The sequence below is a fragment of the Enterococcus sp. DIV0755b genome, assembly GCF_051713765.1.
Taxonomy (GTDB): Bacteria; Bacillota; Bacilli; order Lactobacillales; family Enterococcaceae; genus Enterococcus_C; species Enterococcus_C canintestini.
This window is the reverse complement of record NZ_JBIOQN010000001.1, coordinates 731571-747933: the sequence shown is the minus strand read 5'-3', so window position 1 is coordinate 747933 and position 16363 is coordinate 731571. Positions and strand designations below refer to the sequence as shown.

The following is a 16363-nucleotide window of genomic DNA, read 5'->3' as shown; positions in this document are numbered from 1 at the left end:
ATTTCGTTGATTAATCTTGCAATTTGGATAAAATTTCTTCCATTGTTTTGTCAGCACCAATCCCTGTTAAAATAGGCATACCTTTCACCACAGGAACATCTCCAGTTTGACCATCAAATTGACCTGTTGTTACTAACAAATCATAGCCTTGAACTTTTCCTGGTACTTCCATTAATTTTGTTTGTGTCGTCTCTACTTGTACACCATGATCGGTTAAATAATTTTTTACCTTTGAAGCGACTACTGTTGATGTTGCAATTCCATTCCCACAAGCTACTAAAATTCTTTTCATGTTAAATTCCTCCAATTTTGTATATTTACTGAATTGCCATTTCTACTAGTTTTAATAATTCTTGATCATTATGTGCATTAATCATCTTTTTTCTCAAAGGCTCATTTTGAATAAGACCAACTATCTTTTGTAACATTTCAACTTGCCCATGCGGTTCACCAATTGCCATCATAATAATAATTTGGACAGGTAACGTAACCGCATTTTCTTCCATATTATGAAATCCAACTGATTTTTTTAATGTTGCAATAGCTAATGTTGTTTTGTTTACTAATTCATAATTTGCATGTGGAATTGCTACTGCAGGTTGCGTTGATGGCAAGCCGGTCGGATATTCTCTTTCGCGCTCCTTAATTGCTGTAATATACTGTTCTTTGACATAACCCTTTTCAAATAACTGTTTTGCTAAATAGTCCAACGCTTCATCAGAATTTTTTACGTCAAGATCACGAAAGACTAATTCTTCATGAAGATACAATTCCATCTATTTTCCTCCTCAAAAATTTTTAAAACCATATTATTTTACGATTTCCAATAACGACTGCAATGATTTTGCCAAGTTGGAAACATTTAATGTTTTAATATCTTCTTCATTAAACATGCCCGAACCAAGGCCTAAATAAGTGGCCTGATTATCAAAAAAATCTTTTGCATTATCAGCACTCACTCCGCCAACCCCCATTAGTGGTAGTTTTCCTAATGGTGCTTGAATATCTTTAAAAAAGCGCGGTGACACGACAGCTGCAGGAAATATTTTGACAATGTCTGCACCATTTTTAAACATTTGATCAACCTCAGAAGGTGTCATCGCTGCTGGAATTGCTAAAATATTCTTTTCATTGGCAAACGCTAACATTTCTTTAGTAAAAACATGCGGCCCTAGTAAAAATTTTGCGCCTGCTTCATAAGCTGCTTTTGCATCTGTTAATGTTCGAACAGTTCCAGCTCCAATATTTATTTTGTCTCCAAACTCTTCTGTTAATTTTTTTATATTCACCAGTGCATTTTCTGTATTCAATGTCATTTCTACAGCATAATCTTTTTCAAAGCCCTCCATTGCCTTTAAAATTGCTTCTGATTGATTAAATGAATAACCTCTCATGATAATAGTTAATTTTGGATATTCTTCTAATCTCATTTTTCGCTCCTCCTATTTTTACGTATATTGCCGAATTAATTGATAACTCGTTATTTCATCAGACTCCTTTAGATTTTGAATTAATTCATCATTTTCACTAATAGCAGCAATTTGATTAATTGCTCGTAGATGTCGGGTTAAATCGTAAAAAGAAAGGGGCATAATAAGTGAAACTTGATGTCCACCTGGAAAATCGATTGGTTGTTGACTAATTAATAAACTGACCCCATCTCTTAATACACCATGTTCTGTTGTTGTATGAGGTATACAAGTTTGTCTTCCCAGATAACCCGCATAATCCAAATCACTTATTTGACGAATACAATCTTCATAAAAAGTTTCATCAATAATACGGCTCTCCAATAATGGTTGACATGCAATCTTTACAGCTTTTTGCCATGTCACTTTCTCATTTATGTGCTGAATGAAATTAGGCTTTAAGTAATACGTTAAAGCTGGCAATACTTTATGATTTTCTAAAGAAGTATTATTACTGGCTTGCAAAAGAAAATACTGTAAATCTTCTTTTAAATTACGAAGATTGTTTACCTTGGCATGCTGTTGAATAATTGTAACTAATTCATCCACGGTTTGATCCATTTGATCAATTCCCAATTCACCTAACACACGATAACGCAAACTAATTTGTTCTTTATATGACATTATCGGATCAACGATAAATTGTACCAAGTTCGTTTTTAATGGCGTGGTTGTAAAAACTAAATCATAATCTTCTTCAAAATGATAAAAGTCTCGTACTGAAAAAGATGCGAGAAAATGTACTTCAGGAAATAGTTGCTTTAAACTTTCCCGCATTAGTTTTGATACCATTACACCATTCGTACAAACAACTACCGCTCTTGGTTTTTGCTTTTGCTGTTGATCATGACTCGTGAGTTGAAAACCAAAATAATAAGACAATAAATTTAACTCGTCTTCAGGAAAAGCTTTTCCTAACCACTTTTCAATGGGGATAATCAACTCTTTCATCAGCTCTACGAGAATACCGTGATTGCTATCTTGGATTAAATTTTCTAGCGAATAAACTCCTAAACTCAAATTATAACGAATGCGAAAACACGCAGGCCGTAAATGGTTTAAAATCCTTCGTTCAAAATTTTCTCTATCTTCTACTAAAATTAATGTTTGATTTTGAAATACATCCACCATCTGATGGATAAGATGCCGTAGTTGTAAATCGGAATCAAAATCTTGTGTTGTCTTTTTTTCAAAAATATTAGAGGTTAAAAACAGCAATGTCAGCCATTCCAAATATTTTGGGCTTAACTGCCATTTTGTCTCACTTACTAAAATCTGCAGCAACTTGTATTCAGGGGTTTGACTCACTCGTTCTTGTAGAAAATCCGTATTACTTTTTTCCCGTAAGCCACGACTAATCAAAAAGCGGGTAGCTGATTGTAAGTAGTCTACAGATTCATCTGAATAACTCAAATGCAGCATTTGTTCCATCCCATGAATAAGATGAATAACTTCTTCTTCACTAATATTTGATGCAAGCAAATCACGCACCTTATTTTCTTGAAAAATAGGATGTTGGTGAACCATATCAGACATCAATTGCAAAAGCCGATGTTCAGAACCTTTCAAGCTGTAACCGTTAACGCGGTCATAGATTAAATCCAACTCATATTTAGAAGCCAGCCATTCCGCTTTTTTTACATCTTCAACAAGGGTACTTTTACTAACATCTAACAAATCCATAAAGTGATCCAATCCCACATAACCTGTATCTGTTATTAGAAGCATTAAGATTAAAGCTGCCCGATCACTATCAGACAAACCGTCGGCAATATTATAAAAACTCTGCTTACTTTCTTCTGTCGTTAGCATTTGAATTACTGCTAATGGAATTTCAAAATTTCCACTATGACTTCGTTGAATCTGTGGAATATTTTTTAATTTCAATTCACTATTAAAGGAATTAATAGCATAATTAATTTGACGCTTCGTTAAATTTAACTTTGTTGTCAAATCATTCATTTTTAACTCAGGATTACGAATCAATAAAGAAAGAATTTTCCGGATACGTTCATTCATTTGTCTTACCTCCTGACACTTTTTATTATATAGTCTTAAAAAACATTTTGTTCCCGCTTTCATATTGGAATTTGTCACACTATAATCAATCTAATGTCACACCCCAGATGATTATTTCAATGCACAGACAAAAAATAGGTAGAAGAATTATTCTTCTACCTTAACAGATTCTATTTTCATTTAAATCCAAATTATAATAAAACAAGCCCAACACCGTAACAGTGCGGGCTTGTTTTTTACTAAAATTTTATTCTACTACCTCAACTTCACCTATTTTAGTTTGTTGGGCGATTTCACCGGTTTTATTTAAAGTGAAACCGGCTATTTTTTCAGTGTTGGTGAAAGCAACCACGACATCTGTCTTTTTGCCTGCATCTAACACTTCGTTTAAATCCATCAGTGATAAGAGGGTTTCTGGCGTAACGGAATCGCCAACTTTAACTTTTACATCAAATGGTGCGCCGTTTAATTCCACTGTGTCTAGACCCATGTGCACCAAGACTTCTGCACCAGCTGGCGTTGTAATGCCAATCGCATGTTTGGTTTCAAAAACACTCACGATTTTACCAGTTACCGGAGCATAAATTTCTTGGGCTTTTGGTTTAACCGCAAAGCCATCTCCCATCATTTTTTGTGAAAAAACAGGGTCAGATACTTGCCCAATTGCGATAACTTCACCTTCAACAGGTGCATAAATTTCTTCTTTTACTACCACACCTGGCGCATTGTCTGAAACACTTGCACCTTGTGTAGCATGTGTTACGCTAACAGCAGGACCAGCAGCAGTTGCCATTGCTAAGCCACTTTCATCTAATTGTGGTTCTAATTTATTTAAAACTTTCACTTTACGGAAAACATACGTCATAACAAATGTAATTACGATAGTGACGATCATGGAAATAAATACCATTGGATAATTTTCAATTTTAAATGATAAAAATCCAGGTAATCCGCCAACGCCAATACCTAACGCACGAGTATTGGTGATTGTAATTAACATACCGCCAATAGCTGAGCCGACCATAGCCGCAACAAATGGATAAACATATTTCAAATTAATCCCAAACATGGCAGGTTCTGTAACTCCAAGATATGCAGAAATTGTTGCTGGTACAGAAATTTGTTCTTCTTTTTTATTACCACGGTGTTGGAAGTAAATCGCTAATACAGCCGTACCTTGTGCGATATTTGAAAGCATGATCATTGGCCATAAGTTAGTAGAGCCAAAGTCAGCTACTAATTGTGAATCAATCGCTAAAGTCGTGTGATGTAGCCCGGTAATAACTAATGGTGCATACAAACCACCAAATACTAAACTGAATAACCAGCTAAATGATGAAGACAAGCCCGCATTTACCACATAAGAAATACCAGAACCAATTTTCCAACCAATTGGGCCTAAAATCATGTGAGCTGCTAAAATAGTTGGTAATAATGAAAACAACGGTACAAAGATCATTGAAACAGCTTCTGGAATATGTTTTCTAAAGAAGCGTTCTAAATAAACTAACATAAAGCCAGCTAACATTGCTGGAATCACTTGTGCTTGGTAACCAATTTTTTCAATAGTGAAAAAGCCAAAATCCCATGTCCAGTTTTGGGCAATATCTGCGGCACTGGTACCATTTACAGCATAAGCATTTAATAATTGCGGTGAAACCAAAGTAATCCCTAAAATAATCCCTAAAATTTGAGTGGTGCCCATTTTACGCGTAATAGACCAAGTAATCCCTACAGGTAAGAAGTGGAAAATTGCTTCACAAGGCAACCATAAGAAGCCGTTCACACCATTCCAAAAAACGGAAGATTCCGTAATCGTTTGACCACCTAACATATCAAGTGGTACACCTTCTAAAAAGTTACGAAGACCTAACATCAAACCACCGACGATAATCGCTGGTAATAACGGGGTAAAGATTTCTGCTAAAACACCGATTAAACGTTGGGCCAGATTTTGATTTTGTTTAGCGACAGCTTTACTTGCTTCTTTTGAAACACCTGAAATACCCGATACTGCCGAAAAGTCATTATAAAAATCAGGCACTTCATTGCCAATAATCACTTGAAATTGACCGGCATTGGTAAATGTTCCTTTGACACTAGGTAAATCTTCAATGGCAGATACATTTGCTTTACTGTCATCATTTAAAACAAAGCGCATCCGTGTAACACAGTGGGTAACTGCGGCGATATTTTCTTTACCGCCTAAATCTTTCAACAATTGTTCAGCATCTTGTTGGAATTTCCCCATTGTTAAAACCCCTTTCATTTTTTGCAACTTGTATATATAAGTTCATCAACTGTCTATATCATACCTTGGCCACGATTTTTTTGCAAGCGTTTTATTAATAAGAAATAGCATTTTCTCATTTTCAAAAAAATAACTACCTTATTTAAATCGCACCATTATCGCACGTATAAAAACGCTAAATTTTTTTATTTTAATAACCTCCATAATTATCATTATATTTTAAAATTACTTTCCACACTTGAAATCGTTATCAACATATCTTATAATTATATTGCATGTATAGACAAGTTAAAGAGAGGAGCATTTTATGAAACTGGCAAAGATAAATACACAAACTGCTGATTGGCAGTTAGAATTACCCACAGAGAATTTAACCTTTACAGGCGCTCCGGTAGAAAAAGCACAACAATTGTTAGACACTTTAGCAAATACTGCGATTGCAGGAGGCATTCTGACTGGAGAGGAGGTTTTACTCGCGCAACGTGAAGGGATTTTTGAATTAAGCCAATGGCTAACTGAAAAACTCAACCTACCCTTTGTGTCCGCCACTGAAGACTTCAAAACCGCCGCAGAAAATTTAAAATGGCAAGTTACCTATCACGGTTATCGCCCTGGCAAAGACGAGTATTCCGTTGAATCTCTTTTAACTGTGGGCAATGGATTCATGGGTTTAAGAGGAACCATGCCCGAGATGGAAATCAGCGATGATCACTATCCAGCTACTTATTTGGCTAGTCTTTATAATACTGCTGCATCTGTTATTTCTGACCAGACAATTTACAACGAGGATTTTGTCAATGCACCTAATTTGCAAAAAATTTATTTAATTGTCGATGATGAAAAAATTGCTTTTGAAAAAGAGCAAATAAAAAAATTGACCCGCACACTTCACTTAAAAACGGGCTTATTTCACGCAAAAGCGATCGTTACCACCAAAACAGGAAAAGAAATTGCTATTACCGTTAAAAAGATTGCTAATATGCAACAGACTGAACAATATAGTCTGCAATATGCTTTTATGCCTTTGAACTTTTCGGGTACTATTACGCTTGTTTCAGAAGCAGATGGAGATGTTTACAACTATAATGTGGCTCGCTATCGTAGTTTGACAAAAAATCATTTGGATATTGTCAATTTAGAAGCTAAGGCAACAAAAGCACTCTTAGTCGCGAAGACTAAAGCTTCTCAAATTACAGTCACGCAATATTCTGAACTTTTTAGTCAAAATATTGATTTAACGCAATTAGAAACTACGCTAGCAGAAAAAGTTGTGCGACAAAAATTAACCATTTCGGCTAAAGAAAATACTTGGTATACCTTAGACAAAACCGTCAGTGTTGCCCAAAGACGCAAAGAAGAAGCGCCTCTTCACATCGATTTAGATCAGGTGTCTTTACCAGCGTTTGAAAAAAGTGCAGCAGAATCTGCTGCTGCTTGGCAAATTTTGTGGGACAAAGCTGCGATTACCGTTACCGGAGATTTAATGAGTCAAAAGTTATTAAATCTTCATACCTACCACCTTTTATCTTCTGCTTCGCCAAATGGCAATAAGGGGCTGGATGCTTCTATTACCGCTCGTGGCTTACATGGAGAAGCTTACCGTGGCCATATTTTTTGGGATGAATTATTTATTTTACCTTTTTACATTATTCATTTTCCTAAAACAGCGCGGGAGATTTTATTGTACCGTTATCGTCGGTTACCAGCGGCTAAGATCGATGCCAAAAAAGCCGGCTATAAAGGGGCAATGTTCCCTTGGCAATCAGGCTTAGATGGTACCGAGCAATCACAAGAGCTGCATTTAAATCCGATTAGCGGCAAATGGAAAGAAGATCACAGTCGTCTACAACGCCATGTTTCTTTAGCGATTGCTTATAATATTTGGCAGTATTTTAACAATGCACAAGATGAAGATTTCATGAAACAATATGGGTTAGAACTATTGTTAGAAATCGCGCATTTTTGGGAAAGTGCTGCTCAGTGGGATGAAACATTGCAACGTTACACGATTGATCATGTGATGGGGCCAGATGAATTTCACGAAAGCTACCCTAATGCCAAAAAAGGCGGTTTGAAAAATAACGCCTATACGAACATGATGGTTGTGTGGTTATTTGAAGAAATTGAACGTCTGCAAGAACTTTTACCAACCGATTTTCTAGCTGCGGTGGAAAAAACTGGCTTAACTACAAAGACACTGGAAAAAATGGCTACAATCAAAAATAAATTAGCTTTAGAAATCAACGATGAAGGCATTATCGCGCAATTTGCCGGTTATTTTGACTTAAAAGATTTGGATTGGGACTATTACAAAGAAAAATACGGCAATGTTTACCGGATGGATCGCATTTTGAACGCTGAAGGACGTTCTGCTGATGAATATCAAGTTGCCAAACAAGCCGATAGTTTAATGATTTTCTACAACTTTCCCCAACAGAAAGTCAACGAAATCTTACAAGACTTAAACTATAATCTGCCAAAAGACTATGTAACAAAAAACTTGGCTTACTATCTTGCCCGTACGTCTCACGGTTCGACTTTATCTCGAGTCGTCCATGCTCAACTAGCTGCCATGGTAGACGATCAAGATTTGGCTTGGCAATTATATCAAGAAGCACTTTACTCAGATTATCGCGATATTCAAGGGGGAACAACTGCAGAAGGCATCCACGCTGGGGTCATGGCAGCCACACTTTACATTCCATTGACCACTTTTGCCGGTTTGGATATTCGCCAAGAAGTCTTAAACTTAACCCCAAATTTACCAAAAGCTTGGACGTCTCTAGCCTATAAACTAAAAATTCGGGGAGTTCACTTTGATATTGCTCTAACCCACAACGATATTACAATCACAGCTGATGAAACGATTACGATTCAAGTTTGTGGTAAACCTGTTACACTAAAAGCAGGCAGTAAAACAATTGTGCCTTATAAGTAAGGTACGCTAGATAAAATGAAGAAAAGCGAGTATTTGCTCAGCTTTTAGATAAAAAAGGAAATGAGGAAAAAGTTTATGAAAAAAGGTTTTATCTTTGATTTAGATGGTGTTATCACCGATACTGCGAAGTATCATTTTATCGCTTGGCGCAATTTAGGCGCGAAGATTGGCGTCGATGTTGATTTAAAATTCAACGAACAATTAAAAGGCATCAGTCGCATGGATTCCCTTGATCGAATTTTGGCTCATGGTGGTAAAGAAAACGACTTTACGCTAGAAGAAAAAGAAGCATTAGCCGCGCAAAAAAATGATGAGTATGTAACATTATTACAATCCCTAACCCCTGCTGATTTATTACCCGGTGTGAAAGAATTTTTAGACCAAGCAAATACAAAAGGCGTTCCTTGCGCGATTGCCTCAGCTTCAAAGAATGCTCCTTTTATCTTAGAAAAATTAGGCGTTAAAGATCAATTTGCTGGTATCGTCGACCCCGAAACGTTACACAAAGGTAAGCCAGATCCTGAAATCTTTATTAAAGCCGCGAAACTTTTAAATATTAAACCAGAGGAAGCAGTTGGTTTTGAAGATGCCCAAGCTGGAATTGATGGCATTAAAGCTTGCCACATGTTTGCAGTCGGTGTTTTATCTGGTGAACCATTACATGGCGCAGATGTAACTTGCCATGAATTAACCGAACTGAACATGGATGAATTGTTACAAAAGTAGCCATAAAAACACCACTATTTGTACGCTTTACAATGATATACGTTAAAATAGCGGAATTTCACCAAAGAAAGTTGCTTTTTAGCAAAATGATTTCTACAATGAGGACTGGGAGGGGACGTAATGAATAAATTTCGGGAGATTTTTTTAGACTTGGAACAAAAGATTCTAAATGGCGAGTATCCCCCACAATCATTGTTACCAAGTGAAAATCAACTGATAAAGGTATACAATGTCTCACGGGAAACCGTCCGCAAAGCGTTGAATTTATTAAAAGACGCAGGTTACATTCAAAAAAAACAAGGCAAAGGTTCTATCGTCTTAGATATTAATCGATTTGATTTTCCTATTTCTGGTCTAACCAGTTTTAAAGAATTACAAGAAGCACAACATATCCCTAATGAAACCAAAGTAGTAGAACTAAAAAAAGTCGCAGTCTCGCCCAGCCTCAGTCAAAAAACCGACTGGCCGGTAGCAAGTGAAGCTTGGAAATTGGTTCGTCAGCGTAAAATTGATGGTGAAGTGGCTATTTTAGACCGTGACTATCTGGCTTTAAACATTATTCCTGAACTACCTATAAAAAAAGCAGAAGATTCGCTTTATGGCTATTTGGAAAACGATTTGGGTTTAGGTATTGCTTACGCCCAAAAAGAAATTACCGTAGAGCCCGTTGATAAAGAAATCAGAGAATTAATGGAATTGTCCTTAGAAGACCAACACGCTGTTTTTGTCCGGAGTTTAGTCTTTTTGGAAGATACCCGTTGTTTTGAATACACGGAATCTATTCACAAATTAGACAAATTTCGTTTCTTAGAATTTGCCCGTCGACGTAAGGCCTAAATTTAAAAAGCGTAACAACTCACCAGACTGCTTCAAAAAGCTTTAGATAAACGCTAGAGCTTTTTGAAGGCCTTACTGTCAGTTGTTATGCTTTTTTTATTCTTCTAAAATGACTTCTTCTACTAGGGTTGGCCCTTTATTTTTTCCACGGCCAATTAGACGGAGCAGTTGGGCTGCAGCCAGATAAAAGCTACTTCCTTTCAAATAAGCAAAATAACACCCTTCCCACTGTGTCACATATTTTTGTTTTCCACTGAAGTTATCTTGGAAATTATAAATTGCATTGCCATAATTATAAATAATATTCATCATTCTCTCTTCTAAAAAGGCAAATGGACCTTCGCCAACTTGAGCTAGTGGTACCATGCCCAAATCAACTTTTTTTTATCCTTCTGCTTCCCAGCTAGCTAGCATCCCCAAAACCAAAAAGTTCGCCAACTCTTTAGGTGCTTGCGGTAAAATACGCAATAAATCATACGAAACCCACTCGCTAGAAATCGCCTGTTGGGTAATAAAGCCTACAATTTGTTTTTCATGATTAAAGGCGACTGCCACCGGACTTTTTTGTAAATAGTCTGCGTCAAAACGGCCGTTACCAAAATATTTTTCACCTTCGCCGTTTAGCCAAGCTGTTGAGACCGTAGCTAATTGTGGTAGCAGTTCTGCCGGTACTGTTTCGTATTTTTTAAAAGTATAGCCTTGAATACTTAATTTGCGATAAACTTCTTGTTGCAAATAATCCGATTTGCCTAAATACGCTGTCCCTGTTTCGCCAATTTTAGCAAATTGGAACCCGAGGTCATGAAGTTTTACCACAAATTTTTCACTAATTTTGTAAAAAGCCAGTTGATAACCTTGTTTATCCGCTGCGACCATGAAGTCTTGGGTCGCTTTTTGCCAAAGAGTTTTATCTCCAATCGGATCACCTAAAATAAAACAACGATTACTTTTTATTTGATAACCAAAAACTACCCGATCTTGCCCATTCACTTGATAATAATAATAGCGGTAACCGGAAAGTTCCAACCGTTGACTAGACTTCGTACCGCTGTAACGTTTGAGGATATTTTCAAAACGAGTCTCATCAAACGCTTCTCCTAAAGTTGTAGTACTTCGGCTCAAATACTGCTGTAAAGATAACAATGTCAATACACCGACAGCTAAACCAATCATCCCTGAAATCCAAACATCATCAGAAGGGAATAAGACAAATTGACCACCCATTAGATTGGTATTCCACCACTGTCCACTATGAAACCCTGCCACTGCATAAGCAATCAGTAACGTCCCAAATAATGCAACATCAAAAATAACCGCACCCCAAGAATAGACGAATTTTTCCCGATAGAACTCTTTGCGGGCTAACCAAACAGCCAGTAAGATTAAACAATAAACAATCATCAACTGTATAGAACGGGTGCGAGTAATCGTATTAACAATCCCAAAAATCAAGACGACTAAAGTAGGCAAATACGCTTTTTTCACTTTGCTATATAAGCCTCTGGCAAGGCCTAGTAAGACAAAGCCAATTAATAAATTCAACGTCTGATCTAAAAAATTAAAAGAAAACGGCAGTAAAAATTCGAAAATCTTACTCAGGTTGGATAAATTGGTGACTGTTGAAAGTAACACCATCATAATACCTGCAAAATAAACTGCCACCACCACAATAATATGGGCAATACGCTGCAATACCAGGCGTGGTAAATTATTAAAAAAGCGATTGAGTTTTACTCCTGTTTGGGAAACAAATAAGATTAAACCACTAAAAAAAGGCAGTAAATAATAAAAGAGCCGGTAATACAACAACCAGACTACCGTTTGATTTTGAGATAAACCTAACTGTCCTAGACCCAAAATCATTAACACATCAAACGTCCCCATCCCACCAGGAACCATCGTCAGCATCCCAATTAAAGTCGCAATCAAAAACATCGGATAGACTTCAGTTAAAGCTACATCTAATTGCATCAAATACCCGATACCTAAAAAAACAGCCAGCGCCCCTGCCCATTGACAAAATGAAGTCAGTGCCAGTTGTATCACACGCAAGGGAAAAAGATCATGAAACAATTTTTTACGTCGCAAATACGTCAACGTAAAGAGTGCCGGTGCGTATAAACTCCCCCCCACCAGCCAAATCCAATAATTACGAAAATGACTAGTATGATGAAGTAAAAAAATATCCACCAGTAACCACAACGACCAAATCGATAAGCCACTAAACATGAAAAAGGCGACCTTTGAAACAGTGGCTAAAACTTTTTTGCGATCAAAACCTTTACCATAAAAATTACTCCGCAAACTCGCCCCGACAATGCCACCAAAGCCAGCTAGATTATTAATCGTATTGGTCGTCCAAGCGGCAATAAACCAACTCCCTCGCGGCATTTTTTTTCGCCCAGCTTCTTCTAAGACGTTAATTGTTACCCAGTCATAGCCAAGCATCGGTAAAACCCCGACAAAGCCTAATAAAGCCATTAAAACCAAGGTAGTATTGGCTTGTTTTGCCATCGTTTGTCCCACCTGCGCCCAACTCATACCGTGGGCAATATTTGCGACTTGATTGGCGACAAATATTAAAATAGAGCCAAAGAAAATTAAACGTAATAAAAGACTATGGTTTTTTAACCAGCTCATCAACTGCTTTAGTTTCTCTTTCATAAAGTTTCTCCTATCTTTACTACCAAGCCAGCCTGTTCACTGCTTTTAGTATGTACTAAACGAGTGATTTTATTTCACGCGTTTTTCAATTGTTGATTTTAACTTATTTCTTTAGTTTTATGGTAGCCTAAATAACGTTTTTTTACCAACTATGTTACGGGAAAGTGAAAGTTGATATTTTTTCTTTATTCTGCTTTCCCCTATATTCGACTATCTTTTCTTACGCTAAGAAAGTAAAATGAGAGTAGCGTAATCTACATTTATTTTCAGGAGGTCATGATGAGAAAAGAACAGCTACAAAAAAGAAAAGCCCAACAAGCCGCGCAAACACGTCAATTTATTATCATTATGAGTTTACTTTTTGCAGCTCTTGTTGCTAGTCTACTGTTAAGTGTTTTTGTAATTCAACCCACACCAAAAAATCAAGCACAGCAGACAAACACTGTACATAAAACAAAAAACGATAAAGAAGTTAAAACGAAAGCTAAAAAGACAAAGTACGCCACCATTACAGCAAGTGGCGATATGCTCTATCACGATATTGTGTATCGCAGTGCCGAAGATGGGCAAGGTTACGACTTTAAAAATGATTACGCACAAATTTCACCTTTATTAAAAAAAGCCGACTTGTCTTTAGGGGATTTTGAAGGCACAATCAACCCTGAGCGTGAATTATCTGGCTATCCAATGTTCAACGCCCCCACCGCTGCGGCTGACGCTATTAAAGAAGCTGGTTTTGACGTCATTGATTTAGCTCATAACCATATTTTAGACACTGGTTTAGAAGGGCTTCATTCCACCGTTGCCGCTTTTCAAAATATCGAACTAGACACAATCGGTGTGAAGACCGACACCACCGAAGATATTTTAGTCAAAGAAGTAAATGGGATAAAAATTGCTTTATTGGCTTACGCTTATGGATTTAATGGCATGGAAGCGACAATTACCGAAACAGAATATGAGAATCATTTGAAAGACTTAAATATGGAAAAAGTCGCCAAAGATTTGAAAAAAGCCGAAAAAATTGCCGATATCACGATCGTCATGCCACAAGATGGCGTGGAATATGCCTTAGAGCCAAACGAAGAACAACAAACAAAATACCGCCAAATGATTGATTTGGGCGCAGATATTATCTTTGGAGGGCATCCCCACGTGGCAGAACCCACCGAAACAATCAAAAAAGATGGCGAAAATAAATTTATCATTTATTCCATGGGTAATTTACTCTCAAATCAGCGCTATGAATCCGTAGAGAATTACTGGACAGAGCGGGGCGTCATTATGGAAGTGGCCATAAAAAAAGCAAATGATAAAACTACAATTGAAAAAGTCATCGCCCACCCCACTTGGGTAGATAGAGAACCGATTGCCGGTCGCAGTTACCAAGATGCTATCTACGGCACTGTCCAATCTCAAGATTACCAAGTATTCTTAGCCGAAAACTATCTCCCCGGTGGTAAATACGCCAAATCCGTCCCTGAAACAAAACGCAAACGGATTGAAACTGCGTATCATGAAATGAATGACTTGTTAAAGATTGATTGGAAGTAGGATCTTTAAACTTTCTTTCCCGTCTAAAAGTAATTGTAGGCTAAAACCAACTGTCTTTTTAAACATATTTTTAAATATAACTTTTTTAATCACAAATAAAAAACGCCTCACTGACTTAAGAGTCAACGAGACGTTTTTTTATTTAAAAAATTATTTTGCGTAATCTGTCGCACGTGTTTCACGAATAACAGTTACTTTAATGTGACCTGGATAATCCAATTCATCTTCAATTTTCTTACGGATATCGCGGACTAAGCGCACCGCTTCTAAATCAGAGATTTCTTCTGGTTTAACCATCACACGTACTTCACGACCCGCTTGGACTGCGAAGCTTGATTCAACACCTGGGAAGCTATTGGAGATGTTTTCCAAGTTTTCTAGGCGTTTAATGTAATTTTCTAATGATTCACTGCGAGCACCTGGACGGGCAGCAGATAAAGCATCAGCAGCGGCTACTAAGACAGAGATTACAGAAGTTGCTTCTGTGTCGCCATGGTGTGAAGCGATGGCGTTAATTACAACAGGGTTTTCTTTGTACTTAGCGGCAAGTTCTGCCCCGATTTCCACATGAGAGCCTTCAATTTCATGGTCTAGCGCTTTCCCGATATCGTGAAGCAATCCTGCCCGTTTGGCAAGCTGGACATCTTCACCAAGTTCAGCAGCTAAGATACCTGATAATTTAGCAACTTCAATGGAGTGGTTCAAAACATTTTGACCATAACTGGTACGGAAATGTAAGCGTCCTAAAATCTTAATTAGATCTGGATGCAAGGTGTGCGCGCCCACTTCAAAGGCTGCTTCTTCCCCGTATTCACGGATACGTTCATCCATTTCTTTACGAGATTTTTCCACCATTTCTTCAATCCGGGCTGGATGAATCCGACCATCTTGGATTAGTTTTTCCAATGTCATGCGGGCAATTTCCCGTCTAATTGGATCAAATCCTGACAATACCACTGCTTCTGGTGTGTCATCGATAATCAAATCAATCCCAGTTAACGTCTCTAGCGTACGAATGTTTCGGCCTTCACGACCAATGATTCGTCCTTTCATTTCATCGTTTGGCAATGAAACAACAGAGACCGTCATCTCAGAAACTTGATCTGCAGCACAACGTTGGATGGCAAGGGATAATAAGTTTTTGGCTTTACGATCCGCTTCTTCCTTCGCTCTTTGCTCAGACTCTTTTACCATTAAGGTCAATTCATGGTTCAACTCTTCTTCGGTTGATTTCATGATGATCTCTTTGGCTTCATCACGGGACAAAGCAGAGATTTTTTCTAACTCTTGCTGTTGTCCTTCGATTAATTTTTCGACTTCATTTTCTCGCTCGTCAATTAATTGCTGTTTCGCACTAAGTTTGGTTTCTTTTTCTTCCAGTGAGTTTTCGCGTTTTTCAATTGAGTCGTCTTTGCGATCAAGCAGCTGCTCTCTTTGGAGCAAGCGATTTTCTTGGGTTTTTAATTCAAGTTTGCTTTCCTTCAACTCACTTTCAATTTCTGCACGATACTTCTGATTTTCTTCCTTAGCTTCTAACAAGGCTTCTTTTTTTAGAGTTTCCGCTTCTTTTTGCGCACTAGCTAAAATCCCTTGAGCAGAATTTTGAGCCCCTGCGATCTCTTTTTCGTGACGAGATTTCGCAACGGACAGCCCTAATAAAACACCGACAATTAAACCGATGATAGCGAGGAGAATATACATTAAAGTCAATAGATCCACCTCCGTACTATCCTTATTCAATTATTGTTCGTAGTTTTTTGATAAACTTTAATCTGAAATTATCAATATGCCTACATGCATATGTGTTTTAGACACAACTTTATTCTAATGTTTGTAGTAAGGGCTGTCAACTTATAAAAGCGAAAAGCCTTTCTTATAAAGGTGCGTTATTTTTGTCTTAAAATT

Annotated in this window: 10 protein-coding genes and 1 pseudogene; 4 read left to right on the top strand and 7 right to left on the bottom strand. The window is 37.3% G+C overall.

From position 1 onward, the window contains the following. Positions 1 to 10: 10 nt before the first annotated feature. From IGI65_RS03575 to treP, 5 genes are all read right to left on the bottom strand, one after another. Positions 11 to 292 carry a PTS sugar transporter subunit IIB gene (locus tag IGI65_RS03575; protein WP_095006079.1) on the bottom strand — a complete coding sequence of 94 codons (282 nt, stop codon included), beginning with the start codon at positions 290 to 292 and terminating at the stop codon, positions 11 to 13. A gap of 25 nt (positions 293 to 317) precedes the next feature. Beyond that, the gene (locus IGI65_RS03570) at positions 318 to 776 is read right to left on the bottom strand and encodes a PTS sugar transporter subunit IIA (protein ID WP_095006080.1); all 459 of its coding nucleotides are present in this window, start codon (positions 774 to 776) and stop codon (positions 318 to 320) included. A 33-nt stretch (positions 777 to 809) separates the two neighbouring features. Beyond that, positions 810 to 1430 (bottom strand): bifunctional 4-hydroxy-2-oxoglutarate aldolase/2-dehydro-3-deoxy-phosphogluconate aldolase, encoded by a 621-nt coding sequence (locus IGI65_RS03565; protein ID WP_438773257.1) that lies wholly within the window; start codon positions 1428 to 1430, stop codon positions 810 to 812. A gap of 18 nt (positions 1431 to 1448) precedes the next feature. Beyond that, entirely contained in the window at positions 1449 to 3488 is a 2040-nt protein-coding gene (locus IGI65_RS03560) for a PTS sugar transporter subunit IIA (RefSeq protein ID WP_438773256.1), read from the bottom strand. 247 nt (positions 3489 to 3735) lie between these two features. After that, on the bottom strand, positions 3736 to 5739 hold the full coding sequence (treP, locus tag IGI65_RS03555; protein ID WP_438773255.1) for a PTS system trehalose-specific EIIBC component: 2004 nt from the start codon (positions 5737 to 5739) through the stop codon (positions 3736 to 3738). Positions 5740 to 6046: 307 nt separating this feature from the next. Between treP and IGI65_RS03550 the strand changes: the two genes are divergently transcribed. The 3 genes from IGI65_RS03550 to treR all read left to right on the top strand — a co-directional run bounded on the left by IGI65_RS03550 (position 6047) and on the right by treR (position 10240). Beyond that, positions 6047 to 8677: a glycoside hydrolase family 65 protein gene (locus IGI65_RS03550; protein WP_438773254.1), complete on the top strand. Its 2631-nt coding sequence runs from the start codon at positions 6047 to 6049 to the stop codon at positions 8675 to 8677. Between the two features lie 75 nt (positions 8678 to 8752). Beyond that, entirely contained in the window at positions 8753 to 9403 is a 651-nt protein-coding gene (gene pgmB, locus IGI65_RS03545) for a beta-phosphoglucomutase (protein WP_438773253.1), read from the top strand. A 120-nt stretch (positions 9404 to 9523) separates the two neighbouring features. After that, a complete protein-coding gene (treR, locus tag IGI65_RS03540) occupies positions 9524 to 10240 on the top strand; it encodes a trehalose operon repressor (RefSeq protein WP_071864439.1) in 717 nt (238 codons plus the stop codon). A gap of 96 nt (positions 10241 to 10336) precedes the next feature. Here the strand turns inward: treR and mprF are convergent. Then, positions 10337 to 12904, bottom strand: a pseudogene (gene mprF / locus IGI65_RS03535) (bifunctional lysylphosphatidylglycerol flippase/synthetase MprF). A gap of 279 nt (positions 12905 to 13183) precedes the next feature. Between mprF and IGI65_RS03530 the strand changes: the two are divergent. Further along, positions 13184 to 14458, top strand: coding sequence for a CapA family protein (locus tag IGI65_RS03530; RefSeq protein WP_438774408.1), 1275 nt, complete (start codon positions 13184 to 13186; stop codon positions 14456 to 14458). 150 nt (positions 14459 to 14608) lie between these two features. Here IGI65_RS03530 and rny read toward each other — a convergent pair whose 3' ends face one another. Further along, positions 14609 to 16159, bottom strand: coding sequence for a ribonuclease Y (gene rny, locus IGI65_RS03525; RefSeq protein WP_438774407.1), 1551 nt, complete (start codon positions 16157 to 16159; stop codon positions 14609 to 14611). Positions 16160 to 16363 lie beyond the last annotated feature (204 nt).

Coding starts and splice junctions, on each gene's coding strand:
- IGI65_RS03575 (WP_095006079.1), bottom strand. CDS start 292: ATGAAAAGAATTTTAGTAGCTTGTGGGAATGGAATTGCAACATCAACA.
- IGI65_RS03570 (WP_095006080.1), bottom strand. CDS start 776: ATGGAATTGTATCTTCATGAAGAATTAGTCTTTCGTGATCTTGACGTA.
- IGI65_RS03565 (WP_438773257.1), bottom strand. CDS start 1,430: ATGAGATTAGAAGAATATCCAAAATTAACTATTATCATGAGAGGTTAT.
- IGI65_RS03560 (WP_438773256.1), bottom strand. CDS start 3,488: ATGAATGAACGTATCCGGAAAATTCTTTCTTTATTGATTCGTAATCCT.
- treP (WP_438773255.1), bottom strand. CDS start 5,739: ATGGGGAAATTCCAACAAGATGCTGAACAATTGTTGAAAGATTTAGGC.
- IGI65_RS03550 (WP_438773254.1), top strand. CDS start 6,047: ATGAAACTGGCAAAGATAAATACACAAACTGCTGATTGGCAGTTAGAA.
- pgmB (WP_438773253.1), top strand. CDS start 8,753: ATGAAAAAAGGTTTTATCTTTGATTTAGATGGTGTTATCACCGATACT.
- treR (WP_071864439.1), top strand. CDS start 9,524: ATGAATAAATTTCGGGAGATTTTTTTAGACTTGGAACAAAAGATTCTA.
- IGI65_RS03530 (WP_438774408.1), top strand. CDS start 13,184: ATGAGAAAAGAACAGCTACAAAAAAGAAAAGCCCAACAAGCCGCGCAA.
- rny (WP_438774407.1), bottom strand. CDS start 16,159: ATGTATATTCTCCTCGCTATCATCGGTTTAATTGTCGGTGTTTTATTA.